The organism is Halomonas sp. IOP_14, assembly GCF_021021315.1.
Classification (GTDB): Bacteria; Pseudomonadota; Gammaproteobacteria; order Pseudomonadales; family Halomonadaceae; genus Vreelandella; species Vreelandella titanicae.
The window spans coordinates 1-23,783 of the sequence record NZ_JAINWD010000058.1 but is presented as its reverse complement, the minus strand read 5'-3'; the positions used below and the strand labels follow the sequence as shown (position 1 = coordinate 23,783).

At 53.9% G+C, this 23,783-nt stretch carries 20 protein-coding genes; 3 read left to right on the top strand and 17 right to left on the bottom strand.

Going from position 1 to position 23,783, the window contains the following annotated elements; genetic code table 11:
- A partial coding sequence (tssI, locus tag K7H09_RS22970; RefSeq protein WP_230806131.1) for a type VI secretion system tip protein TssI/VgrG occupies positions 1 to 706 on the bottom strand: 706 nt, incomplete at its 3' end.
- Between the two features lie 244 nt (positions 707 to 950).
- Between tssI and K7H09_RS22965 the strand changes: the two genes are divergently transcribed.
- The gene (locus K7H09_RS22965; RefSeq protein ID WP_141439754.1) at positions 951 to 1,883 is read left to right on the top strand and encodes a cation diffusion facilitator family transporter; all 933 of its coding nucleotides are present in this window, start codon (positions 951 to 953) and stop codon (positions 1,881 to 1,883) included.
- A gap of 14 nt (positions 1,884 to 1,897) precedes the next feature.
- Here K7H09_RS22965 and K7H09_RS22960 read toward each other — a convergent pair whose 3' ends face one another.
- A complete protein-coding gene (locus tag K7H09_RS22960) occupies positions 1,898 to 3,055 on the bottom strand; it encodes an MFS transporter (RefSeq protein WP_141439755.1) in 1,158 nt (385 codons plus the stop codon).
- 257 nt (positions 3,056 to 3,312) lie between these two features.
- On the opposite strand from K7H09_RS22960, the gene K7H09_RS22955 reads away from it, so the two are divergent.
- Complete coding sequence (locus K7H09_RS22955) at positions 3,313 to 4,701, top strand: aminotransferase-like domain-containing protein (RefSeq protein WP_230806129.1); 1,389 nt, start codon at positions 3,313 to 3,315, stop codon at positions 4,699 to 4,701.
- 54 nt (positions 4,702 to 4,755) lie between these two features.
- On the opposite strand, the gene K7H09_RS22950 is transcribed toward K7H09_RS22955, so the two are convergent.
- Positions 4,756 to 6,330, bottom strand: a complete 1,575-nt coding sequence (locus tag K7H09_RS22950) for an aldehyde dehydrogenase (NADP(+)) (RefSeq protein ID WP_141439757.1) — start codon at positions 6,328 to 6,330, stop codon at positions 4,756 to 4,758.
- A 28-nt stretch (positions 6,331 to 6,358) separates the two neighbouring features.
- On the bottom strand, positions 6,359 to 7,114 hold the full coding sequence (locus tag K7H09_RS22945) for a FadR/GntR family transcriptional regulator (RefSeq protein WP_022521772.1): 756 nt from the start codon (positions 7,112 to 7,114) through the stop codon (positions 6,359 to 6,361).
- Positions 7,115 to 7,613: 499 nt separating this feature from the next.
- On the opposite strand from K7H09_RS22945, the gene K7H09_RS22940 reads away from it, so the two are divergent.
- Positions 7,614 to 7,931: an NIPSNAP family protein gene (locus tag K7H09_RS22940; RefSeq protein ID WP_141439758.1), complete on the top strand. Its 318-nt coding sequence runs from the start codon at positions 7,614 to 7,616 to the stop codon at positions 7,929 to 7,931.
- Between the two features lie 37 nt (positions 7,932 to 7,968).
- On the opposite strand, the gene K7H09_RS22935 is transcribed toward K7H09_RS22940, so the two are convergent.
- The 13 genes from K7H09_RS22935 to K7H09_RS22875 form a co-directional block, all read right to left on the bottom strand.
- A complete protein-coding gene (locus tag K7H09_RS22935; RefSeq protein ID WP_230806127.1) occupies positions 7,969 to 9,654 on the bottom strand; it encodes a thiamine pyrophosphate-binding protein in 1,686 nt (561 codons plus the stop codon).
- A gap of 113 nt (positions 9,655 to 9,767) precedes the next feature.
- Positions 9,768 to 11,285: a tripartite tricarboxylate transporter permease gene (locus K7H09_RS22930; RefSeq protein ID WP_141439760.1), complete on the bottom strand. Its 1,518-nt coding sequence runs from the start codon at positions 11,283 to 11,285 to the stop codon at positions 9,768 to 9,770.
- A complete protein-coding gene (locus K7H09_RS22925; RefSeq protein ID WP_141439761.1) occupies positions 11,285 to 11,755 on the bottom strand; it encodes a tripartite tricarboxylate transporter TctB family protein in 471 nt (156 codons plus the stop codon). The genes K7H09_RS22930 and K7H09_RS22925 overlap by 1 nt, the downstream gene beginning before the upstream one ends.
- A 69-nt stretch (positions 11,756 to 11,824) precedes the next feature.
- Positions 11,825 to 12,808 (bottom strand): Bug family tripartite tricarboxylate transporter substrate binding protein, encoded by a 984-nt coding sequence (locus K7H09_RS22920; RefSeq protein ID WP_009287148.1) that lies wholly within the window; start codon positions 12,806 to 12,808, stop codon positions 11,825 to 11,827.
- Positions 12,809 to 13,012: 204 nt separating this feature from the next.
- Positions 13,013 to 14,338, bottom strand: a complete 1,326-nt coding sequence (locus K7H09_RS22915; RefSeq protein ID WP_138799776.1) for an enolase C-terminal domain-like protein — start codon at positions 14,336 to 14,338, stop codon at positions 13,013 to 13,015.
- Between the two features lie 53 nt (positions 14,339 to 14,391).
- The gene (gene garD / locus K7H09_RS22910; RefSeq protein WP_141439762.1) at positions 14,392 to 15,960 is read right to left on the bottom strand and encodes a galactarate dehydratase; all 1,569 of its coding nucleotides are present in this window, start codon (positions 15,958 to 15,960) and stop codon (positions 14,392 to 14,394) included.
- Entirely contained in the window at positions 15,941 to 17,503 is a 1,563-nt protein-coding gene (locus tag K7H09_RS22905; protein WP_141439763.1) for a tripartite tricarboxylate transporter permease, read from the bottom strand. Before K7H09_RS22905 ends, garD begins: the two co-directional genes overlap by 20 nt.
- 17 nt (positions 17,504 to 17,520) lie before the next feature.
- Positions 17,521 to 17,964 (bottom strand): tripartite tricarboxylate transporter, encoded by a 444-nt coding sequence (locus K7H09_RS22900; RefSeq protein ID WP_141439764.1) that lies wholly within the window; start codon positions 17,962 to 17,964, stop codon positions 17,521 to 17,523.
- 149 nt (positions 17,965 to 18,113) lie between these two features.
- Positions 18,114 to 19,169 carry an ABC transporter substrate-binding protein gene (locus K7H09_RS22895; protein WP_230806125.1) on the bottom strand — a complete coding sequence of 352 codons (1,056 nt, stop codon included), beginning with the start codon at positions 19,167 to 19,169 and terminating at the stop codon, positions 18,114 to 18,116.
- A gap of 84 nt (positions 19,170 to 19,253) precedes the next feature.
- On the bottom strand, positions 19,254 to 20,165 hold the full coding sequence (gene kdgD, locus K7H09_RS22890; RefSeq protein ID WP_141439766.1) for a 5-dehydro-4-deoxyglucarate dehydratase: 912 nt from the start codon (positions 20,163 to 20,165) through the stop codon (positions 19,254 to 19,256).
- Positions 20,166 to 20,356: 191 nt separating this feature from the next.
- Positions 20,357 to 21,367, bottom strand: coding sequence for a 3-dehydro-L-gulonate 2-dehydrogenase (gene yiaK / locus K7H09_RS22885; RefSeq protein ID WP_141439767.1), 1,011 nt, complete (start codon positions 21,365 to 21,367; stop codon positions 20,357 to 20,359).
- An 80-nt stretch (positions 21,368 to 21,447) separates the two neighbouring features.
- The gene (locus K7H09_RS22880; RefSeq protein ID WP_230806123.1) at positions 21,448 to 22,902 is read right to left on the bottom strand and encodes a tripartite tricarboxylate transporter permease; all 1,455 of its coding nucleotides are present in this window, start codon (positions 22,900 to 22,902) and stop codon (positions 21,448 to 21,450) included.
- Between the two features lie 69 nt (positions 22,903 to 22,971).
- The gene (locus tag K7H09_RS22875; protein ID WP_141439769.1) at positions 22,972 to 23,487 is read right to left on the bottom strand and encodes a tripartite tricarboxylate transporter TctB family protein; all 516 of its coding nucleotides are present in this window, start codon (positions 23,485 to 23,487) and stop codon (positions 22,972 to 22,974) included.
- Positions 23,488 to 23,783 lie beyond the last annotated feature (296 nt).

Sequence of the window (23,783 nt, the reverse complement as noted above, 5' to 3'; positions counted from 1 at the left end):
GCGGGTTTTTAAAGGTGTAGTCCTTGAGCATGGCCGAAGCGGGGCGCACCCGGTTGGCCTGACGCAACTTACGCACATGGCGTCGGGGCGGTGTACCGCCGGCGCGGCCGTGGTAGGTACGCTCGCCCACGCTGGGCAGCACCACGGTGGCATCGGCAAACACCAGCTGGTGTTTGCCGCCTTCAGTGTTCTCAAACTCATGGAAATAGAAGCAGCCCTCTTCGGCGGCTAAACGCTCAATAAAGGCCAGGTCGGTCTCCCGGTACTGAACCAGAAACTCCCGATCAAGGGGCGTACGGGTGGTGGCAAAGCCGATATCGGTGAGGCTGCGCTCGTTAGCGAGGGTGGTGATGGCGTCAAAAGGTGAGGTGTCCTGAAAGATACGCGAATTATGGCGCAGCGATAACCGCCACAGCGCGGGGCGAATCTCCACCCGATAAAAGCTGCGCCGATGACCACGATCGCCGCGGTGTAGCTCTGAAATCATCCCATGGACACGACGTAGTGGCTCGCCGTCCTGCCAAATGGTCAGGGTGGCGTTTTGATCCAAACAGTCGCTGGGCGACAGGTCGTGGGTGCGGCTGGCAAACTCAACCGAGAGCGAAAACGGCTCAGAGAGAGCCTCGCGATGGGTAAAGCGCACCACGGCGGTGTCATCGGCCCCGGGTAGGGTCAGGGTAAATTGCAGGCCCGTTTTGTCCGCCATCGCTCCGCTCCTTGGATCATCAACTGCTAATGAGAGGCAGTCAGGATAGCGAGCCAGGGGCAGAGGGCAACCCCTTGAGGGCACGAAGCGTCAATGTCTTACACGCTTGTAAGAGATCTCTTACAAAATAGGGCCGAAGACTCATCAAACAGGCAGCCAGCATTCAATAAGCCACTGACGTTGTGACCAACAAAGTTGCTATGCTTATTGGCTATTTTGACTATGTACACTGGAAGAAACCTTCGTGAAGACAGAATCAAGCACTCTAGCGTTCTCCGCTTTTATGGCGCTGTTAATTGGTTGTGCAGGCATCGTGGCCACACTCGCCTCCAACTCCCAGGCGATCCTACTGGATGGGCTGTTTAATCTGATCTATTTCAGTGTTGCCCTGGTGACGATCAAGGTGAGCAAGTTAGCCAGCCGCCCCGATAGCGAATCCTACCCGTTCGGCTATAGCTACTTTGAGTCGCTAGTAAATCTGTGCAAAGGGCTGCTTATTTTAGGCGTGTCTATTTTTGCCTTGGTCGATGCCATTGCCGCCCTACTCACCGGCGGCCGTGAGATCGCGGCAGGCTTGGCGGTGCTGTACGCGCTATTCGCCACCGCGGCTTGTTCACTCACCGCTTGGATGATGCACCGCAGCCAGCGCCACGTAAGCAGCCCACTGGTGGCGGCAGACAAACTCAACTGGCTAGTCAACAGCGTTATCTCTGCCGCTGTACTCGTCGCCTTCTGCCTGGTGATGCTGTTTGAGCGCCTAGGCTGGCAGACTATTCTGCCTTACGTGGATTCGGTGTTGGTCATTGCGGTGGTGGTGCTGTGTTTAGGCGTGCCGGTGCGGATGGCCTCCCAAGCCTTGAAGGAGCTGCTCAACAGAACCCCGGAAGAGGCTATCGCGGTGCCCGTTCGCCAAGCCGTGGCGAGTGCCCTGGCGGATACCGACACCCAAGAGGTGCGAGTGCGCATGGTTCGCCCTGGGCGCCTGCTGTATGTGATGGTGCATGTGGTACTGCCCGACGCATCCAATGTTTCGGTCTCCACCCAGGATTTACTCAGGGCACGCGTCGATGACGAGGTGCGACGCTATTACTCTCCCGTGGTGTGTGACGTGGTGTTTACTGCCAACACCCGCTGGGCAGCGCCCTCCTGTGGTCTATTGGTAGAGAAGCAACCATAGATCAGCTGTCCAAGTTACCGAGCCTTGCGCAATAGAACTAGCGTGGCGATCACGCCCACCAGTAGCGCAAGGCCAAATAGCGTTAACGCCAAGGTATGCCCTACAGCATCAATGAGTACCCCAGTAGTGATCACCGGGATGCTAAAGCCCAGATAGGCCATCAGGAAATAGCCCGCGCTGGCTTGGGTGGCTTGTTGGCTAGCCGAGCCGTCCGCAATCGCCAACACGCCGCTTAATCCCCCCAGGTAGATAAACCCATAGCAAGCGCTACTGGCTGCTACCGTGCCCAGCAGTACCGCCGCAAGATAACCTTGAACCGCTCCCAAGGCGATCAACCCGTAGGCAATCGGCAAAATCACCAGCCCCAGTTGGGTAGCGCTGCGCGGCGCAAGTCTTCTCGCCCAGGGCTGAAACAGCACCCCGCAGCTGCAGATACCGAAGGTGGCGAAGCCACTCCAGGCGGATAAACCGTGTTGGCTTAATGCCGAAGGCAGAATCGCAATCACTAGCCCCACCAACGCCCAGGCCAACAAAATCGCCACCCCATAGGAGATAGCCCCTTGGGGATAGCTGGGCAAACGCAGCATAGGACTTTTAGTGGTGCTCGGTGCACGATCCTTAAGCGTGGTGACCACCACCAGCGCCAACGAAGCGGTCGCCAAATAAATCCACAGGCTGGGTGGCGATACATTTGGGGTGTGGAAAACAAACAGGCTAGTCACCGCTGCTCCTAACCCAAACCCGAGCGCGGTACTGGCCGTCACATAGGTAGTCGCCACACGGTTATCCTGCCCACCCAACAGCATCTGCATATAAGCGGGCGCCACCGCTGACGTTAACCCCGTACTAATACCCAGCAGAAAGCGTGCAACTCCTAGCGCCAACAAACCGGGCGCTATTAGGGTAATCCCGGTCGCCAGGAGACATAACAGCAGCGCGGCAATGATTAGTGGCTTGCGCCCTACCCGGTCAGCCAAGCCATTTAAACCCAGCAGTACCGGCACAATACCCACCACATAGCAGGCAAAGGCGATGCTGGTGGCGCCAACGCCCAAACCATCCCGCGCCGCCAGCGCATCGTAAAGAGGGGCCTGTAAATTAACCGCCGTGGTAATCGTACATAGCGCAAACGCCAGGCAGGCTGCGCTCCTTTTATTGATAGCTAAATTCATAGTTGTGTCTCAATAATCACAAGTGCGAGGGCAGGTTGAAGCGAGGGTCTTTTGACAGGGATGTCAAAAGTAGCGCCCATGGATGGGTTTACAGCGCCCTCGCGGAAACCTGTCCTCAGCAGGCAGATAACCAGAGGCGATGGCGCTGAACCGCTACCCTCCCACGCTTACTGCGCAGCGGTAAGGTACACTTAACCCCCACTTTCCAGACACTGTTCCGCCCTTTTAGCGAACAGTTGAAAGCCATAGGGAACGTTATGAAACTAGAGGTTAATCGGCACGCCACAACGCCCATCGCCCAGCAGCTCGAAGCGGGTATTCGCGCTTGGATTGCAACTCACGGTGCCGGTGATGGCCGTCGTTTACCCTCTATTCGTCGCTTAGCCGCCACCCACCACATCAGCCGTAATGCGGTGATTGAAGCCTACGAACGGCTTGTCGCTTCCGGCTTAGTGCGTTCACGACCCGGTTCAGGTTTTTATGTGGCGGATAGCGCGGTAGCACTGGTATCACAACCCGCAGCTACAAGTGGATTGGAAGAGGTCACCAACGGGCTATGGGGGCTTTTCAGTGCAAACGAGCACGCGCTCAAGCTGGGCTGCGGCTGGCTGCCCAGTGATTGGCGCGAAGGCGATGACCTAACTCACGCCATTCGCCAAGTGGCACGTAAAAGCCGTTCGGGAATTTTCGAGTACAGTACCCCTCAAGGGCCGCAGGATTTACGCGGCTTAATCCAGGAACGCCTGCGCCCACTGGCGATTACTGCGGACGCCCAACAGATCGTGATGACCGGTGGCGGTAGCCATTCGCTGGATCTACTGGTGCGGATGCTGCTTGAGCCTGGCGATGTGGTCTTCGTGGAATCACCGGGCTATTACAATCTGTTCGGCCTGCTGCACTTACAGCGAATCCGCGTAATTGGCGTGCCGCGATTAGCCGATGGGCCTGATATCGAGCGCTTGGAGGTGTTGTTGGCCAAGCACCGCCCAAAGCTGTTCTACATTAACAGCGTTTTTCACAACCCCACGGGCAGCACGCTAACCCCGGCGGTGGCGCACCGAGTGTTACAGCTCGCCGAGCAACACGATTTTCAGATTATTGAAGACGATATCTACGCGGATTTTCAGCACACCCCCACCACCCGCTTGGCAGCGCTAGACGGTTTGAGCCGGGTGTTCTACCTGGGCAGCTTTTCGAAAAGCCTCTCCTCTTCACTGCGAGTAGGCTTTGTCGCCGCCCCCGTGGCTTGGGTGCAGCGCCTTGTGGATATCAAGATGTTGACCAGCATCTCCGCCTCGCGGTTTGCCGAGCAAGTGGTCACGACCCTGCTGCAAAACGGCAGCTACCGGAAGCTTACCGAACGGCTGCGCATCAAGCTCGCCAATCAAATGGCAATGGCACTAACGATGCTGAAAAATGCCGGCTGGGAGGTGTATACCCAACCGGCTGGCGGGATGTTTGTGTGGGCAAAACCACCGGTAGCCATCGCCCCTGAAACCCTGAGTGAACTGGCTAACCGGTGGGAAATCACGCTATCGCCGGGGCATCTGTTTTTCGCCGATCACCAGCCAACGCCCTGGCTCCGGCTTAATGTAGCCTATATACAAGATCCCAGAGCCAAAGGGTTTATTGAGGCGGCAAGTTAGGATTAAAGCGGCCCTTCTGATATCGCTGAAGGGGGCTGGTAACCCCCCCGTTAATTACAGCTCGCGTTTGCCGTCAACTAACCGCGACACCTTCAGCGGGTTGCCCTCTTTCAGCGCATCGGGCAGTAAGCCTTCTGGCAGGGACTGGTAACAAACCGGACGTAAGAAGCGGTGAATGGCCGCCGAACCGACGGAGGTCGAGCGCGAATCAGAGGTGGCCGGGAACGGGCCACCGTGCACCATGGCATGGCACACCTCGACACCCGTGGGCCAACCATTGGCGAGAATACGCCCTGCCTTGCGCTCAAGCGTAGGCAGCAGCGCTTTAGCGGCATCCAAATCGGCGTCGTCCATATGCAGTGTGGCGGTGAGCTGGCCTTCCAGCTGTTCAGCAACACGTTTTACTTCCGACGCATCTTCGCACTCAACAACCAGCGAGGTGGCGCCGAACACTTCCGCCTGCAGCGCTTCTGATGCGAGGAAATCGCTCGCTGAGGCAGCAAACAGGCCTGTCTGGCACTGGTAGTCGCTGCCGGTTTGCCCACGGGCGATTTCGCGCACTTTGGCTGCACCGCTCAGGCTGGTCACGCCCTCTTGATAGGCGCGGTGGATACCAGGCGTCAGCATTGTCTGCGCGCCGCTGGCTTCCACGGCGCCTCGCGCTGCCTCAATGAAGGCATCCAACTCAGGACCTTTTTCCGCAATGACCAAGCCAGGATTGGTGCAGAACTGGCCCGCGCCCATATTGAGTGAGCCAACAAAGGCTTCGCCCAGCGCTTTACCGCGCGCTTTAAGTGCCGCCGGTAGCAAGAAAACAGGGTTAATGCTGCTCATCTCAGCGTAGACCGGGATCGGCTGAGGGCGTGCTTGCGCCGTTTTCATCAACGCCATACCGCCACTGCGCGAGCCGGTGAAACCAACCGCTTGAATACGCGGATCATCTACCAGCGCCTGGCCAATTTCGTTACCGGCACCAAACAGCAGTGAGAAAACACCTTCCGGTAAATTGCAGGCTTTTACGGCTTTTTGAATCGCTTGCCCTACCAGCTCAGAAGTACCTGGATGCGCTGAGTGGCCTTTAACCACGACAGGACAACCAGCCGCTAGGGCCGAAGCGGTATCCCCCCCCGCAACCGAAAATGCTAGCGGAAAATTGCTGGCACCGAAGACAGCGACAGGCCCCAGGGCGATATGACGCTGACGGAGATCGGCACGCGGCAGCGGTTGGCGATCCGGCATGGCCGGGTCGATGCGTACATCAAGCCATTCACCGGCACGCACTACTGAAGCGAACAGTCGCAGTTGCCCGCAGGTTCTGCCTCGCTCACCCTCGATGCGTGCCTGGGGCAGGCCTGTTTCAGCCATGGCGCGCTCAATCAGCTCACTACCGATCGCTTCTATTTCACTGGCGATGGTTTCTAAAAACGTAGCGCGCTCTTCGAGAGACGTTTCGCGGTAGATGGCATAGGCCGTTTCAGCCAGCTCGCAGGCTTGTTCAACATGGGCTCGACTGCCGCCAGTATAGACAGGCTCTAGTTTTTCACCGGTGGCTGGGTTAACAGCTTGAATATTGGCTTGGGTGCCGGTCACTGATTGTTGACCTATCAGCATTTCGCCTCGAATCGTCATATGTTGCTCCTTATATGGGTCAGTGGTATCACTGGTCGCGATACTGGGCGTATGTATTGCGCGCCCGATTAAGGTGCTGGTACATGGTTTCGCGAGCTGCTTGAGCATCACGAGAAAGAATAGCTTCGAGAATGTAGGCGTGCTCTTCCTGAACTCGCTCTAAATAGCGCTCTGAGGAGATCGGGTTAATATCAATACTCAGCAGCTTGGCGCGGGGAATCACGCTCTGACTCCACTGCTTGTAGAAAGATTGAAAGAAAGGATTTTTGGTCGCCGTGGCAATCGCAAAGTGAAACAAATAATCCTCTTCTCGAGCTTGGGTTTTTGCAGCATACGCATTGCTAAAAGCAAGGTGCTGCGCTTCGAGCCGTTGACGATCTTCATCATCATGGCGTAAGGCAGCCAGTTCAGCTGCCGCTGGCTCTAAGGTTAGCCGCAGTTCCAGCAGGTGCAAGATATCTTCCACGGTGGTCGGGTTTATCCGCTCTGCAGGCCGCGCCTCTACCGTAGAAGAGCGCAGCACCGAAGTGCCTACACCACGTCGGGTCTCAACAAGCCCCAGGGATTTAAGGTGTGTGATGGCCTCACGTATGACTGTGCGGCTAACGCCAAAGGAGTCACAAAGACTGTTCTCAGTGGGCAATTTTTCTCCCACGCCTACTTTCCCCTGGGTGATCAACGCTTCCAACTGGTCGGCCACGTGCACGGACAAGCTTCCCTGCTGTGTCACTTTACTTATTTGAAGCGGTTTTAGGGCGGATGCCGCTGCGCTGGTTTTGACCATGGAAGCTATCCTTCATTAATATCCAAGTTGTATTATATCGTACAACCTAGGTCTTGAAAGTGCCAATAAACGGCTTCTGAATGACCCCAGACAGCCTGTTTTCTATTTTTAATGCCATCACGAGTAATAACAAATATTTTTTCATACCAGATATAACACATCATACAAGAAAAAAGGTAGGTCTGGTTATTGTGCCAAGCAAGCATAACTAACGAAATCTAAACCTAAGTTAAAGTAGCACTTTGATAAAAATCAAGCTCATCAACACTACGGTCTCACATACCTTATCCCCCCTTGCTTATGGCGCAATCGGTGCATGCTTTTTGTTGCAGTTTTGTATGATGTAATACAACATGTGATTCATAGAGGGATCCAAAGGCGATAAGACTTAACGCAACCCTCATACCGGCGAGATCACACAAGGTTCTTTACTTGCATAGCGCCACCTTGGGTGGATAACCCGCAGCCCTTAATAGAGTAATCATCAAGGAGTATCACCATGCTGTATGACCACCGTACCTATACCTGCACCCCGGGCACGTTGAAGAAACAGATGGCGCTCTACGAAGAGCATGGCTGGGCCATCCAAAAACGCCACCTTGGCGAGCCTCTGCTATACGGGCCGGTAGAAACCGGCAATGTGAATTCCTATGTGCACATCTGGGTGTTCAAAGATGTCGCTGACCGTAGCCAGCGGCGCGCCGCCATGCAGAGCGACCCAGAATGGGCCGCCTATCTCAAGAAAAGTGCCGAGGCGGGTTATCTAATTAGCCAGGAAAACAAGATTGTTGTCCCCGCCCCCTTCTTTAAAGACTGATTTCTTGATTAGCGGGTCTCTTCATGAAGTGGTTCCTTTATGAACGAGCTTTAGCTGAACGCAGTGCTGTGACGGTAGTGCGTGTTGAAATACGTTCCGGGTCAGTGACAAGCTCGATCACGGCAGGGCGACCCGAGGCCATGGCCCGCTCCAGAGCGGGCTTGAAACCAGCCGTATCGATAACACGTTCGAAATGCGCGCCAAGCCCTGCTGCCAATTGGCCGAAATCGGGATTCACCAGGTCGGTTCCCGAGACACGGCTGGGGTGCTCACGCTCCTGGTGCATGCGAATCGTGCCGTAAGTACCGTTGTTGAATAGCAGCACGATGGGCCGGCCACCATGCTGTACGGCGGTGGCAATCTCAATACCGCTCATCATAAAACCACCATCGCCGACAAACGCCAGCACACACTTATCGGGTTCATGTAAAGAGGCCGCCACGGCGGCAGGTACTGAATACCCCATCGCCCCGCAGGTTGAGCCAATAATCCGACCAGGCCTCTGATAGGCCAAAAAACGCTGCGCCCACCCGGTATGGTTTCCAGCGTCTAGCGTGACGATACACTCCTTCGGCAGGCTATCGCGCAACGCATGCATTGCCGCGCCCATATCGAGCGGGTAATCGTGTGACGGAGGCAAAATATCGGCAAGATACTCATCTCGCAACGTTTTGCACCACTCACTCCAGCGGCTGAGCTGCCCCCAGTCGTGAGTGGCTAACGCTGCAGCCAGCTTATCAGGGGCCGAAACAACGCCCAGCGCCGGGCTAAACACACGGCCTATCTCATCCGGGTCGATGTGTACGTGTATCAGTGTCTGGCTAGGGGTAGGAGAAGCCAGCGTAGTATACGTTCGGGTAGTCATCTCGCCGAGCCGGGCTCCGACGACCAACAGTAGGTCAGCCTCGGCAAGACGTTTAATCAATGAAGGCACCACAGCGGTACCGAAATCGCCCACATAGCAGTCTGAGGCGTTGTCCAAAAGATCCTGACGTCGAAACGAGCAGGCCACTGGAATACCGTTAGTTTCAGCGAAGGTGCGTATCTGCCCACAGGACTCATCCGTCCACCCCGACCCGCCTACCAACATTAACGGACGTTCGGCATGGGACACCAGGGCAGCAATTTTCTCGATTTCATCTACAGCAACGCCCGGCCGTGATGGCAAATAGGGTGGCGCATCTTCCACTTCGACGATATCGGTCAGCATGTCCTCAGGTAGCGCCAGCACCACCGGGCCAGGCCGGCCTGACGTCGCTACCCGGAAGGCGCGCGCCATGTATTCGGGAATTCGGTGAGCATCCTCTATCTGTGCCACCCACTTGGCCACACCGCCGAACATCACCCGATAGTCAATTTCCTGGAATGCTTCCCGATCCATCGAGCCACGGTCGACCTGACCTATTAGCAGGATCATTGGCGTCGAATCCTGCTGGGCAATATGAACGCCAATAGCGGCATGGCAAGCGCCAGGCCCGCGTGTCACCAAGCATATACCGGGGCGTCCCGTCAGCTTGCCATACGCTTCGGCCATGTCCGCTGCCCCGGCCTCATGCCGCGCATTGTAGAGGGTGAAGTGCTCACGCTGATCATAGAGCGCATCGAGTACTTCCAGGTAGCTCTCTCCGGGCACACAGTAGCCACTATCAGCCCCGTGGATCAGGAGTTGGTCAACCAGTACTTTTCCCCCGGTACGCGGTAGTGGGCGAGTTTTTATTGTCATGTTGGCATCCTAATGGCAGAGAAGAGCGCCCCCAGCCGTTCGTGATGATCAATACAGGAGGCGCATAGCGAGTAACAGAAACCAATCTTGTTGTGTACAAATGTTTATTAAGATCACGGAATGGCATCAAGCTTCGGCTTCTTGCGCAGAATCAGATAGGCGAAAACGACGGTTAATGCCAGGAAAGCAAGGCTGTCTAAACTCGTCAGAAAGACTATCGGGTTACCGTCATTGAACGATAAGGAGCGTCGCAAATACTGCTCCAGATCCGGCCCCAAGATGAAGCCTAGCAACATGGCCACAACCGAATAGTTATGTTTGCGCAGGAAGAAAGCCAACACACCAAACACTAGGGCTAAAAACATCTGAAAAACTGAGTAGGTCGCCACATAACTTCCGACGAGCGCTACCACGGCGATGGCGCTGTAGAGCAAACCACGGGAGATTGAGACGATGCGAATAAAGTACGGCCCGAACAGGAACAGCGTCAGCGGGATGAGGATCAAGGCGCTCACAAACAAAGAGGCAAACATGGGCGCTATTAGATCAGCCTGCTGCTCAATGAGACGTGGCCCTGGCTGTAAGCCATTGATAACCAAAACGCCTAGTACAATAGCCGTGGTAGGGTCGCCCGGAATCCCGAACATCAGCATCGGCACAAAAGCACCGCCGCACATGGAATTATTCGCCGATTCAGCCGCGGCAATACCTTCTCGACTGCCGTTGCCATACTCCTCAGGCTTCTGCGAACCGCGTTTGGCATCAGCATAAGCCACAAAAGCGGCCATCGAGCCACCCGCGCCGGGAAGGATGCCAATCGCATAGCCAATGAAGGCGCTCTTAATATAGGTAAAGAAGCCCACTTCGCGGATTTCAGACCAGGGGGGGATAAAATCGCGCCGACGTATTTTTAAGCCCTTCGCCCTATTCAGGGAGCCTTCCAGAGAGAGGTTCCAGTTCTGCGCCTGTACCAGCAGCTCACTGACCGCAAAGGCACCGATCACCACCGGCATTAAACCGATACCTTCGACCAGCAGTTCGGTGCCGAACTCAAAGCGAGGAATCGGCTGAAGTACATCGATGCCTACGGTGGCCAGCATGATACCCAGCGTGGTGGCGACAATTCCCTTGGCGATAGCGCCCTTATCGACAAGGATAATCACCACCAGTGCGAAAAGCACAAGGGAGAATTTCCCCGGGGTGCGGATCAACAGCGCCAGCTCACCGGCAATGGGCATGAACGCCATGAGCAGTAACGCGCCGATTGCCCCACCGATCATCGAGCCCAGCGCCGCGTGACCCAGCGCATTGGCGCCCTGCCCTTTTAACATCAAGGCGTTGCCTTCCACAGCGGTCATCATTGAGGACGGCGCACCGGGAATATTGATGGTGGTAGCCGTGATACTGCCGGAGTACATCCCCGCCATAAAGATCGAGGCACACATGACCAGCGCAGGTACTACGTCGATCGTATAGGTAATAGGTAACAACAGCGCAATGGCTAGCACTGATGTGAGGCCTGGCATGGCACCGAAAAAGGTACCAATCAAGAAACCGGCAATCATGAAGCCAAGCACTTCCCAACTCAGCAATGCTTCAAAACCGCCCAGGAAACTAACAAAGGTCTCCATTAGAATCCTCCTAACAGGGGAGGCAGCCGTACCCCGAAAATACCGGCAAATAGTCCGTAAAAGAGCGCTGTAACGGCGATCACATAAAATATAAAGAAGGCGGGCCGATGTTTTTCGAAGTCAAAGATAAGAAAGAGGGCTACCACGAAACCCAGCGTAGCGGGCACGTAACCCAAGGGACGAAACAAGGCGATGTAGATGCCTGTCGCCACCACAATCAGCAATGGCCTTAGCAGAGAGCCGCCAGTGGTCGCCTCTGCTTCTTTGCGCCACTCCCCTACTATTACAACAACCAGCGCTACATACATGATGAAGGCCATAAGAATAGGCATGAAGCGTGGCCCCACGATGGTGTCACCACCAAACTGCGAGCGTATGCTTAAGGCTTCCGCCAGATAGATCGTGGTCAATACCAGCAAGAAAGCTGGAAACAGTACTGCCGACCTTCTAAAGCGTTCGACGTTGTTCATTGACTCAAAATCCTCTGCTTGAGATAGCTGTGGCACCGGTAACCGGCGCCACGCTCTTTGAGTAGCGAGTTACTTGGACATCACGCCTGCTTCTACCAGCGCATCCATTTCGCTGAACAGTGACTCGGCCGTTTCATCAGCCCAGACAGTCACCTCATCGGTACCCAGCCAGTTCGGCGTAACACCAACGTTGGCAACCCACTCTTGAAACTCATCACTGTCGTAAGCCGTTTTGTAAGCGCTTTCCAGTACGTTAATGGCTTCTTCCGGGGTGTCTGCTGGTGCGGCGAACACAATAAAGCTGCCAATCTGGAGGTCGATCCCCTCGTCAGCGGTGGTAGGCACATCGGGATACGTCGGGTTTTGCGTATCGGAGAACTCAACGAGACCGCGTACGGTGCCATCTTCCAGGAGATTGGAAAAATCGCCCAGGCTGGTAAGTGCAACATCGACCTCATCGGACAGAATGGCCTCTTTCTGCGGAGCAGCTCCGCCAGGATAAGAGACGATTCGGAACTCCGTACCGGTCAGCTCTTGAAGCTGTAGAATCGCTAGATGGATACGCCCGCCAAGATTCTGAATGGCTACGCGAATCTCACCAGGATTTGCCTTAGCCGCTTCAATAAGGTCATGAATCGTTTGATAGTCGGAATCGGCGTCAACAACGATAGCGTCGGGCTCGCTTGTTACTCGTGCAATCAGCTTCAACTTATCAATATCGTAACTGGGCAGCATGGCTTGCCAAGGCACGGTCACCAGGCTGTCGTAGGTTAACGCGCCAATGGTATAGCCGTCGGGCCGGGCGCTCATAAGCTGGCCAATACCAGTGGCACTCACGCCACCCTCGATGTTTTCTGCATACATGGAAACATCAAGATTTTCTTCAGCGATGGTGGTCAGTTTTCGAACGATTCCATCGGTACCCCCTCCGGCCCCCCAAGGCACAATCACGCGAATATCGCGCTCGGGGTAGTCAGCAAGCGCCACGCCAGTTAGTGAGGATAAAGCGACGGCAGCGGACAGTGTTAGCAGGGCTTTGTTGTTTTTGTACATTGTGTACTCCTTGGTTTAAAACCTATCAGCAAACTATTTCTTATGATCAAGTCATACATCATACAACCTGAAACTTAGTGTGTTCTTGTTAGCGCTACAATAGAGAGATGTAAAAACTAGACCAAAGTCGAGCGCTTACCTAACTGACCACATCTCTCTATCGGTAATACGTCTGGCTAAATCCATCATCATCGAGAAAGTACTTTAACGAACGAGTGCGGGACGCTTAGGATCAAACTCCCACCCAGGAATCAAAAACTGCATCGCCATGGCATCATTTCGCTGTGTGGTATCCAACGATTTATAAAGACTATGCGCCTCCATAAGCTTCTCTTCATCAAGCTCAACCCCCAGCCCTGGGGTGGTGGGCACCTTGAGTTTGCCATTGCGAATGAGCAATGGGTCTTTAGTGATTCGCTGCCCGTCTTGCCAAATCCAATGGGTATCAATCGCGGTAATCTCACCCGGGCAAGCCGCTGCGACGTGGGTCATCATGGCGAGCGAAATATCGAAGTGGTTATTACTGTGAGAGCCCCAGGTCATGCCCCACTCGTTGCAAAGCTCACCCACTTTTACCGCACCTTGCATGGTCCAGAAATGACAGTCTGCCAAAGGTATATCCACCGAATTGAGCTGAACGGCGTACTGCAGCTGTTTAAAATCGGTCGCAATCATATTGGTAGCGGTGGGTAGGCCGGTTCGCTTCTTAAACTCGGCCATAGTCTCGCGCCCTGAATAGCTCTCTTCCTGGCCACAGGGGTCTTCAGCATAGCTGAGCAGATGCTTGATAGGCTCCAACACGCGCACCGCTTCATCCAGTTTCCAGGCACCGTTGGGATCAAGCGTCAATCGAGCATCGGGAAATGCTTCATGGAGCGCCCGTATGCAATCAGCCTCCTCTTCCCCACGTAATACACCGCCCTTTAGCTTGAAGTCTTTAAACCCATAGCGCTCATAAGCGGCTTTGGCCAACTTAGCCACGGCCTCGGGTGTTAGCGCTTCTTGGTAGCGTATTTCATCCCAGCTATCCTGTGGGTTATACGCGTTAGGGTATGGCAGGTCTGTCTTGCCCGGGTCACCCAGTAAAAACAGGTAGCCCAATGCCTCGACTTCATCACGCTGACGGCCGTACTGCCCCAGCAGGTCGGCGACGGGTAGCTGTAGTGCTTGCCCATAGAGGTCTAACAGCGCCGACTCAATTCCGGTGATCACGTGTACCGCTACGCGCAAATCAAACGTCTGACGCCCCCGCTCTTCGCGTCCGTTCTGAGCCAATCGCAGGCGAACCTGATTGAGGGTGTGCTTGATGTTATTGATTTGCGAGCCTTCCACCAGCTCACGGCACTGCTCCAGCCCCTTAAGAATGCCGCCACTGGAAGGGATCTCACCCACGCCTTGATTACCTGCATTATCCTCAAGAATGACCACACAGCGGATAAACCAGGGGGCATGACCACCACTGAGATTTAATAAGAAACCATCGTAACCAGCGACAGGTACCACTTTCATTGATTTAATTTTTGGAAACATATCTCGTAAACCTCTACTTATTATTGACCCAAGTTGAAACTTTATTCAGGTGATCAAGTCACTGGCGCAGGATTAAACAACACCAAATCGTTATGAATTCCCAGTCGGTCGGCAGCGGCCTGTTGGCGGCCGCTGGCCACGTCCAGGATGAGGTGGAAAAGCTCCCAGCCCACCTCTTCGATACTGGCATCACCGGTGGCAATGCGCCCCGCATCGAGATCGATAATGTCGTGCCACCGTTTTCCCAGAGCTGAGTTGGTGGAAACTTTCAACACCGGCACCATGGCTAGACCATATGGTGTACCCCGACCTGTGGTGAATACCTGCAGATTCATGCCTGCGGCTAACTGAAGCGTGCCACAGATGAAATCGCTGGCCGGGGTCGCGGCGAAGGTCAGCCCCTTACGGCGTAGCCTTTCACCAGGGCCGATGACATCGACAATCGGCGAGTTGCCCGACTTGATCACCGAGCCCAGCGCCTTCTCAACGATATTGGAAAGCCCCCCCTTCTTGTTGCCCGGTGAGGTGTTGGCGCTACGATCAGCCTGGCCTTGAGCCAAATAGTTGTCGTACCACGCCATCTGCTCAATCAGTGCCCTACCCACCTCTTCGTCAATAGCCCGCGGGGTTAACAGATGTATGGCGTCGCGCACCTCGGTAACCTCTGAGAACATCACGCTACCACCCGCCCGCACGATCAAATCGGTCGCAAAGCCCACTGCGGGGTTAGCTGTCACCCCCGAAAAGGCATCGCTGCCGCCACACTGCATGCCGACGACGAGTTCGGACGCCGGGCAGGTTTCACGCTGGCGTCGATTGAGTCGCTCAAGGTGTCGTTCGGCCATGGCCAAAATACCCTCGACCATCTCGCCGAAGCCCTGAAAAGAGTCATCCTGAAGGCTCAACACGTTGGCTTCCGGGTCGGCCGCCTCGGTGTTTTCATAAATTTTCACCGGTCGATCGGAAAGCAGTGTCGAGGGTTGCAGCTTCTCGCACCCCAAACCGATGATCATTATTTCGTTGCCGAAGTTGGGATTCAGGGCGATATTTTTAAGCGTTCGAATGGGCACAATAGCCGCAGGCGCATTAATGGCGACCCCACAGCCATAAGAGTGATTAAGCCCCACCACATCATCCACGTTAGGAAATCGCGGCAGCAGCTCGCGTTTGATCCGCTGCACGACGAAGTCGACGGTACCCGTGACACACTGCACGCTGGTGGTGATACCCAGCACATTTTTGGTGCCCACGCTGCCATCAGGGTTACGAAAGCCCTCGAAGGTATAGCCTTCAAGCGGCTCGGTTTTCGGTGCTGGCCGAGTCGCTAGCGGTAGATCCGCAAGCGGCGGTGGTGTCGGCATGTGCAAGTTGGTCTCGCTGACGTGGCCGCCTCGGGGAATAGGCGTGGCCGCCGTACCGATAACTTCACCGTAGCGAATGATGCGCTCACCCTCCGCCAAATCCGCAAGAGCTACCTTATGCCCCTGCGGGACAGCCATTGTGGTGGTGATTCCTCCCTCAATGACGGCACCCTCAGCGAGTCCGCCCGGCTCAACCACGATAGCGACATTATCGTTGGGGTGTATGCGAATCACGCGCGTATTAGTCGTTGTCTGTTTCATGACCCTTTCCTGAGGCTGTGCGTGTACTGCCAGTTACCTGGGTCAGCTCCATTTTTTGTCTGGCACGGGACTTAACCCCCATAACGATCGCGAAGATTATCGAGGCTGCAATTAATCCCCACAGCACCATGGCAATGGGGCTTTTGGTGAAAAAGATCGAGTAAGTGCCGAACGATTCCAGGCTCTTGACGAAGTAGACCTCGGCTTGGCTCCCCAAGATGAAACCAATAATGAGCGGAGCCACTTCCAGACCAATCTTCTGCACCAGATAGCCTAAAACACCGAAAATTAGCAGCGTCCAGACATCAAACATGATCCCGTAGTTGATGGCATAGGCGCCCACTACACACATCATCACAATGATGGGAAACAGGATGTGCTTGGGAACCATCACCACTTTGGCAATGTACTTAATGGCATAGAACATTAAGAAGAACATCACGATGTTGGCAAAAACCAGGGCCGTCATCATGACGTACCAAGTGTCGGTATTCTCAGGAATAAATAGCGGCCCTACCTGGATGCCCTGCAGCGTGAATGCACCGATCAACACAGCCGTAGTTGAGTCACCGGGGATACCCAGCGACAGCAGTGGTATCAATGCACCGCCGGTCAAGGCATTGTTGGCTGACTCCGAGGCAATAAGTCCCTGGGGTGCCCCTTTACCCATTTGCGATGAATCCCGCGTTAAGTTTTTTTCTTGGGTATAAGCCAGCACGGAGGCGGCGCTACCACCGACCCCAGGCAGCATGCCGACGAAGGTGCCGATAAAGGAGGAGCGCACCAGATTGGTCACACGCCCTCTAAAGATCGAAAGCGAAAAGCCGCCTCCTTTGCTGATCTTGATGCGTTCGCTGACCAACCCACTCTTCGCCCCCTTTTCCGCTTCAAGCAGAATCGTGGAAATACCAAAAACACCGATCAACACCGGCAATAGCGAAAACCCTTCAAATAAGTAGGGTTCCATGAAATCGAACATCAGTCGGGTCTTGCCATTGCCGCCATCCGAAATGCTGTAGTCACCGATCAGGCTCAGCCAGATGCCGATGACACCGCTAAAGATACCAATCAGCATGCTGCTGGAGAGCGAAGCAATGACACTTAACGCTAACAATATGATCAAAAACTTCTCCACATAGGAGAACTTGATCGAGAAATCGGCCAATAGTGGCGCAAACAGGAAGAGTATAGCGGCGCTGATAAGCCCCCCGACGACGGACGCGATGACGCATATCTTCAACGCTTTCTCACCCTCGCCCTTTTGGGCCATCGGGTAGCCATCAAAGGTAGTGGTGATTGAAGAGGGTGTGCCGGGAATATTGAGCAGCACCGCCGGCACCATTCCACCGGAAATACCCCCTACATAAAGACCCAGCAGCAGCGCCAGGCCATGGTGTAATCCAAGAGCATAGGTTAGCGGCAGGCAAACAGCCACCGCCATGGTGGCGGTCATGCCGGGTATAGCGCCAAAGATGATGCCGATCAGAGCACCGAATCCAGCGAGTAAAAAGAAAGTTATGTCGAGAAGTGAGAGAAATTCCATGGTGGCACTCGCTTCGGTCACGGTAAGGTGATAGTGAAAAGCTTGGCGAGAATGAACCAGGCCAGACTAGGGGCGACGATGGCATTGACCACCACGATGGTAAGGGCCTTTTTCGTCCAGTCATGCAAGTAGAGCAGTGACATAAGGAGTACGAAAGCTATCGAAACCATCAGAAAGCCATAGCCGGTGTAGGGGAATAGGTCACCCACCACGGCCATTAAATAAAAATACGCCGCGATCAGGACGAGCGTGCCGAAGAAACGGAAGTTATCCCTGGCCTCACCCACAATGGGCAGTGTGCGCTCTCCCCGTTTCACTGCGGCCATGAAGGGAGCTACCTTTGTCATTAAAATCAAGACAAATAGTCCCGCCATGATCCAGTGAATAATCCTCGGGAAAAAAAGGTGGGAGGTCTCGAAATCGATTGAGACACTAAGCAGATTTGACAGACCTGATTCCATAACGGCTCCGGGCATAAGCAGCAGGGGATCCTGCTCACCATTGTTCTCTCTATAGCGGTTCTATAGCGGTTCTATAGCGGTTCTATAGCGGTTCTATAGCGGCTCACGCATAGGGGCACCCGCCGCCCACGCAGCGAGTGCCATACCCTTTACTGGATGTTGCTGATGATTTCTTCGTAGCGAGCCATTTTATCGGCGAGATACTCAGAGGCTTCATCAGAAGGCTTGAAGTTGGGGATAAAGAAAGCGTTCTTCTGAGTCTCCTGTATTTCACCTTCCGCATAGATATCCGCTAGCGCTTCATCGATTTGCTCAACAATCGCTGGATCCATGTCTTTGTTGTAGAGGAAGAAGAACTCCTTATCGAATGTAAAACTCTCGTCATCGCCCATTGTGACGTGCACGTTTGGCTCTACATACTCCAACAGTTGCTCACGAGACGTTTGGCCAAGCCCCTCTTCCGGAGCCTGTTCAATAGTGTCTTGACGGGCCGTTAACCAGACAAAACGCATCGCTTTCTGGTCGTCTTCAGGTAACCGCGTGTACTGCTCGTTAGCCTGCACGGTGCCATTAATCACATCGGCTTGGCCGTCAAAAAGTTGCTGGTTTTTGTCCGATTGAGAACCGGTATTGACAGCAACCAGGTTGTCTTCCTGCCCAGGATGCTCAATAGCGATGGCATTTTTCAGGGCACTGAAACCAATCTCCGATACGCCACCCGGCTGGATAGCGACCCGCACAGTCTCACCATTGCCTACTGCAGCAATGATGTCATCAAGGGTTTGGTAAGGTAAATCTTTGGGCACCAGGTAGGCATTGCCTGGGTTGATTGCAAGCGTCGGCCCAACAGTATATTTCTCAAAAATATCGTCGTAACCTTCTACGCCATACAGATGGCCAAGATAGGACTGATCATGGAAGATCATCAGCGTATTGCCGCGAGAGTCCCGGTCAAGTGTGCGGAAAGCAGAGCTTGCGCCAACGGCGTCCACCTTCATGTTGAGATCCAGCCTTTCAGCTAGCTCATCCACCACAATAGTAGAGTTTTGGTACGTATCCCCGCCTGTGGACGTTGAGCCGATGACAACACGAATATTGCCCCGCAATGGGCCATCTTGGGCCATGGCTACGCCAGCGCTGACGCTCAATGCTGCCATCAGCGCTGCGGAACCGACACTTGTCATTAATTTATTAGAAACGATCATACTTTCACCTCTTTCGCTCGTTGTTAAATTGTTATAGCTCAGTGGTTTAAGGAATTAATGGCTTAATGAGTTGGCGCTTTATTACTATTTAACCCGATCGATCAACTTTTTAAGCTCCTGACACTCCTCTTGGGTTGGCATTGTCAGCGGCGCGCGAACACTGCCGGCGGGACGACCAACAATGTCTGCGCCTGCTTTGATCAGGCTAACGGCATAGCCCGCTTTTCGATCCCTGAGGTCTACGAAAGGAATAAAAAAGTCGTTAGTGATTTGTTTCACAACGTCTTTATTACCTTTACGCAACTCCTTGTAGAACTTCACCGCCATCTCCGGCACGAAATTGAAAACAGCCGATGAGTAGGTATTTACGCCAATAGAGACATAGGCCTCGGCAAAAATTTCAGCCGTGGGCACGCCGCCGATATACACCAAGCGGTCACCCACGGTTTTGACGATTTTATTGAGCGCCTGAATATCGCCTTTACCATCTTTTAGCCCCACCAAGTTAGGACACTGGTCGGCGAGCTGCTGCACAGAATGAGCATTCAAAATGCCATTACCGCGGTTGTAATAAATCACGTTGACTGACGTGGCATCACAAATCTGGCGTGCATACTCCACCAAGCCATCCTGCGGGCACTCGGTAAGGTATGGCGGCATCAGTAGAATGCCGTCAGCGCCCGCTTCTTCGGCTGCTTTTGCAAAGGCCTTGCCGGCTTCAACGCTTAAGCCCGCGCTGGCAATGACGGGCAAGCGACCGTCGATTACTTCGACGGCGACGCGAACAATCTCGCGATACTCATCAAGTGACAGGTTAAAAAACTCCCCCGTGCCACCCGCGACGAAGACCGCCGAGATCTCGTGGCTGATGAACCACTCAAGCCGCTTGCGGTAGCTCGCTTCATCGAAACGACCTTGACTATCGAAATCGGTAATCGGGAACGATAGCAGACCATCGCCGATGGCTTTTGTTACTTCTTGTCTTGAAAACGTCACTTTGCGCCCTCTTTAAAATGTGTTGACCACTGAATGAGCAGACATCATTAGCTAGCCAACAACCTTATGTCATACATCATACAACCTAGAAGATAAGTATCCTGCTAGCAGGGTGCAAGCAGAACTATCGAAATTTAAACCAAAGTAGCAGCCATACTCTGTAAACCTGTTGAGGATTAAAGCGCCTTTAACTAATCACCCGCCAGCTCGCAAACAGAGCGCCATAGCATGTCATCGACAACAATCGGCCTCTCTCCATACCGCTGATTAGCGGTCGACTCGCCCGGCCAGCGCACTGGGCACCCCGGCTCGGCAGGCGTGGCGGCGGCCAGATGAGACTGAATGCCTTCGACAATGCTATCGCAAGCCTCGCGGCCGCCGAGTTGCTCGGGGTCAAACACCATATACACTTGGCTGCAACCGCCACCACTGCCGCGCTGAACCTTGTCAATGGCATGGCTAGGACGCCCTTGAGCGAGCAGTGCTGCCAACGCATCCAGTAGGATCGACAACCCCGAGCCTTTCCAGTACCCGGCCGGCAGCAAGCGACGCGTCGCAGCGATCGCCGCAGGATCACGGCTCAACGCTCCACGCTCATCAAAGCCGCCGTCAACGGGCAAATGCTCGCCCTTCAACTGAGTCGTCTGCAGCTTCCCATAGGAGAACTGAGACATCGCCATATCGAGCACCAGAGGCCCGGTGTTATGCGGCACGGCCATCACCAACGGGTTATTGCCAATCGATTGGGAAGCACCACCCCAGGCAGGCATGCACGACTCGGTATTGGTCCACATAATAGTCGCGAACCCCTGCTCAACCGCATGCCAGCCATAGCTTCCGCCCCGCATCCAGTGGGTTGTATCGCGCAACGCCACCAGCCCCATACCATGTTCACGCGCCAACGCCATGGCACGCTCTGTGGCATGAAGTGCATTGACCACACCTATTCCAAAACCTCCATCAAGCACCTCAATCGCGCCCAATCGCTGAACAAGGCTTGGCTTAGCGTCGATATCGACCCAGCCTTTCCCGACGTACTCAATGAAACGCGGAACCCGCCCAATACCATGCGAATGTACGCCGTCGCGGGTACTTTCAGCATGGATTTGCGCGCAGGTCTCAGCATCAGCGGGCTTTAGCCCCGCCTTCAATAGTGATTTTTCAATCGTACTGCGCAACGTCTCAAAATCGATATTAGCCATCACTTACCCCCACCATTAAAAAAGCCCACTCCGCGAGTGGGCTTCAACACCCCAGCCGCCTCGAATGGCGGCCATGGACTTCAAGCAGCGTCAGACGCCGCGTCTTGTTGACGAGTACGGTAGTTCTGCCACAGTGTCAGCGCCAGCAACCCTAAGGCGATGACTAAAAAGGTAACGCTGATGGGCCGCGTGAAAAACGGTGTCCAATCACCCCCGAAGGTCTGCAGCCCCCGCCTCAAGTTAGATTCCGCTATAGGCCCCAGAATTAAACCCAGTATTACTGGAGCGGTTCCAAAGCCATATCGGTTGAGAAAATAGCCGAGCAATCCAAAAGCGAGCATTATGTAGAGGTTAAACACATCCCCATCAACTCCGTAAACACCGATAAAACAGAAAACAATGATAGCCGATATCAACTGCTTTCTTGGCACTAGCAGTACACGAACAAACAGCTTGATACCTAAACACATGATGATAAGCATGAAGAAGTTAGCGACTAAGTACGCTAAAAATATCCCGTAAATGATGCCGCTCTGGCTTTCAAATAGCATCGGTCCCGGCGTAACACCTTGAATCATCAAACCACCCAATAGAACAGCCGTCGCGGCCTCGCCAGGGATGCCCAGCGCAAGCGTAGGAATTAACGCCCCACCTAACAAAGCATTGTTCGCGCTCTCAACGGAGACAATGCCAGCACCATGCCCCTTACCAAACTTTTCAGGTGTTTTAGAGAAACGACGTGCTTGGTCATAGGCTACCAGTGAGGCGATACTGCCCCCAGCGCCAGGCACTGGGCCCACGACAGAACCAGACACGATACCGACGAGAAGAGCGCGCCAATTGCGCAGCGTTTCAATAAACCGCGGGCGTGCAATATCGACCTTATGGGGGCTATTCTGAAGTTTATTGGAGGGGTCATATTCGAAGGCATCTTTCAGCACTTGTGACACCGCGAATAACCCAATCAGCGCCGGTAAAAGGTTAATGCCGGTCAATAAAGAAAGCTGTCCAAACGTAAAACGGTCGACCCCCGCAATAGGATCTGTACCGATGGTAGAGCAAAAGAAACCTATCAGGCCTGCAATCAAACCTTTAAGGAGGGACTTGCCCGCAACAGAAGCAATAATGACTAGCCCGAAAATGCTCAGCGAAAAATACTCCGCAGCACCAAATCGCAATGCAAACTCAGCGATGGGTGGTGCGAGAAGACTTAACACCACCATACTAGCTACACCGCCAAAGAAAGAGGCAACAATTGCCAGCCCCAGGGCTCTCCCCGCTTCTCCCTTTTGAGCCATTGGAAAGCCATCGAACGTCGTCGCGACCGAGGATGGCGTCCCTGGAATATTCAACAATATGGCGGGTATCGAGCCACTGGCACCAGCACCACACAGGGTACCCAGCAGCATACCAATACCCATCACAGGCGGCATTCCAAAGGTTACCGGCAATAATAGGGCTATCGCCATGGCCGATGTTAAGCCAGGCAATACCCCCATGATAATGCCTAGGAAAGTCCCACCGGCAATCGCCAATAATGTACCCAACTGGAAGACCAGCCCCAAACCATCAATATAACCCGTTAGCATCTCACTTCTCCTTCCTCAATCCGGCAGTGGGATATTGAATAGTTCGGTAAATACATAATAGATAACCAATGATAAAGCGAACGCAAAAACTGTATACGCGGCTAGGTTTCGAAGTTTTCGACTACTGCTTAATTTTTGAAATTCACCGCTAGTGATGACAAGACAAACGACATTTAAAAAGCAAAATATCGCTGTGCTTGCGATATACCCCAGCCGCTCGAAAGAGTTGATATAAACAATAATCAAAGCCACGATGGTCAGCCATTGCAAAATGCCTTTCTTCGGAGCAGAGGCATTAAGGGCTGTTGTGTCTTCCCGCACTCGCCTTGCAACAAGCCATTCGTAAGAATCACGTATTAAGCAGGGCACGGCACACACAAAAATCAAGCCAGAAATCAACTTTGGAAAAGAAGCGGGGGAAAGCCCCCCCGCCATGCTGACTGCTGGCAGCGTAGTGGCCATATAAAACCCAATTGCCGATGCCACCACAAGAAACAGATCAAAGATCGGTTTACCTATATCCTTTGCCATCAGTCGCTAACTCCTTATTTTATTTAGCAGCTAAGTCGCCAGCACTCTCTTTCATCACTTCAGCAGATCCAGCGATAAACGCCTCTAACTCATCTCCATACAGCGGTACAATATCCAAGCCCAGATTCGAGGCACTATGCTTTACGCAGCCATGCATTACCCTGCAACATAGTCTCTTGACACAAGACGCCTGTATAAGATAACGCTCTTCTGCTTACCCGCGCCCCTTACCAGATGAACCGCTTTAATGCTCGCTACCATTAGGCTTAAGGAAGGTCTGAATAACTGCCGATATT

Coding starts and splice junctions, on each gene's coding strand:
- K7H09_RS22960 (WP_141439755.1), bottom strand. CDS start 3,055: ATGAATTTAGCTATCAATAAAAGGAGCGCAGCCTGCCTGGCGTTTGCG.
- K7H09_RS22955 (WP_230806129.1), top strand. CDS start 3,313: ATGAAACTAGAGGTTAATCGGCACGCCACAACGCCCATCGCCCAGCAG.
- K7H09_RS22950 (WP_141439757.1), bottom strand. CDS start 6,330: ATGACGATTCGAGGCGAAATGCTGATAGGTCAACAATCAGTGACCGGC.
- K7H09_RS22945 (WP_022521772.1), bottom strand. CDS start 7,114: ATGGTCAAAACCAGCGCAGCGGCATCCGCCCTAAAACCGCTTCAAATA.
- K7H09_RS22940 (WP_141439758.1), top strand. CDS start 7,614: ATGCTGTATGACCACCGTACCTATACCTGCACCCCGGGCACGTTGAAG.
- K7H09_RS22935 (WP_230806127.1), bottom strand. CDS start 9,654: ATGACAATAAAAACTCGCCCACTACCGCGTACCGGGGGAAAAGTACTG.
- K7H09_RS22930 (WP_141439760.1), bottom strand. CDS start 11,285: ATGGAGACCTTTGTTAGTTTCCTGGGCGGTTTTGAAGCATTGCTGAGT.
- K7H09_RS22925 (WP_141439761.1), bottom strand. CDS start 11,755: ATGAACAACGTCGAACGCTTTAGAAGGTCGGCAGTACTGTTTCCAGCT.
- K7H09_RS22920 (WP_009287148.1), bottom strand. CDS start 12,808: ATGTACAAAAACAACAAAGCCCTGCTAACACTGTCCGCTGCCGTCGCT.
- K7H09_RS22915 (WP_138799776.1), bottom strand. CDS start 14,338: ATGTTTCCAAAAATTAAATCAATGAAAGTGGTACCTGTCGCTGGTTAC.
- garD (WP_141439762.1), bottom strand. CDS start 15,960: ATGAAACAGACAACGACTAATACGCGCGTGATTCGCATACACCCCAAC.
- K7H09_RS22905 (WP_141439763.1), bottom strand. CDS start 17,503: ATGGAATTTCTCTCACTTCTCGACATAACTTTCTTTTTACTCGCTGGA.
- K7H09_RS22900 (WP_141439764.1), bottom strand. CDS start 17,964: ATGGAATCAGGTCTGTCAAATCTGCTTAGTGTCTCAATCGATTTCGAG.
- K7H09_RS22895 (WP_230806125.1), bottom strand. CDS start 19,169: ATGATCGTTTCTAATAAATTAATGACAAGTGTCGGTTCCGCAGCGCTG.
- yiaK (WP_141439767.1), bottom strand. CDS start 21,367: ATGGCTAATATCGATTTTGAGACGTTGCGCAGTACGATTGAAAAATCA.
- K7H09_RS22875 (WP_141439769.1), bottom strand. CDS start 23,487: ATGGCAAAGGATATAGGTAAACCGATCTTTGATCTGTTTCTTGTGGTG.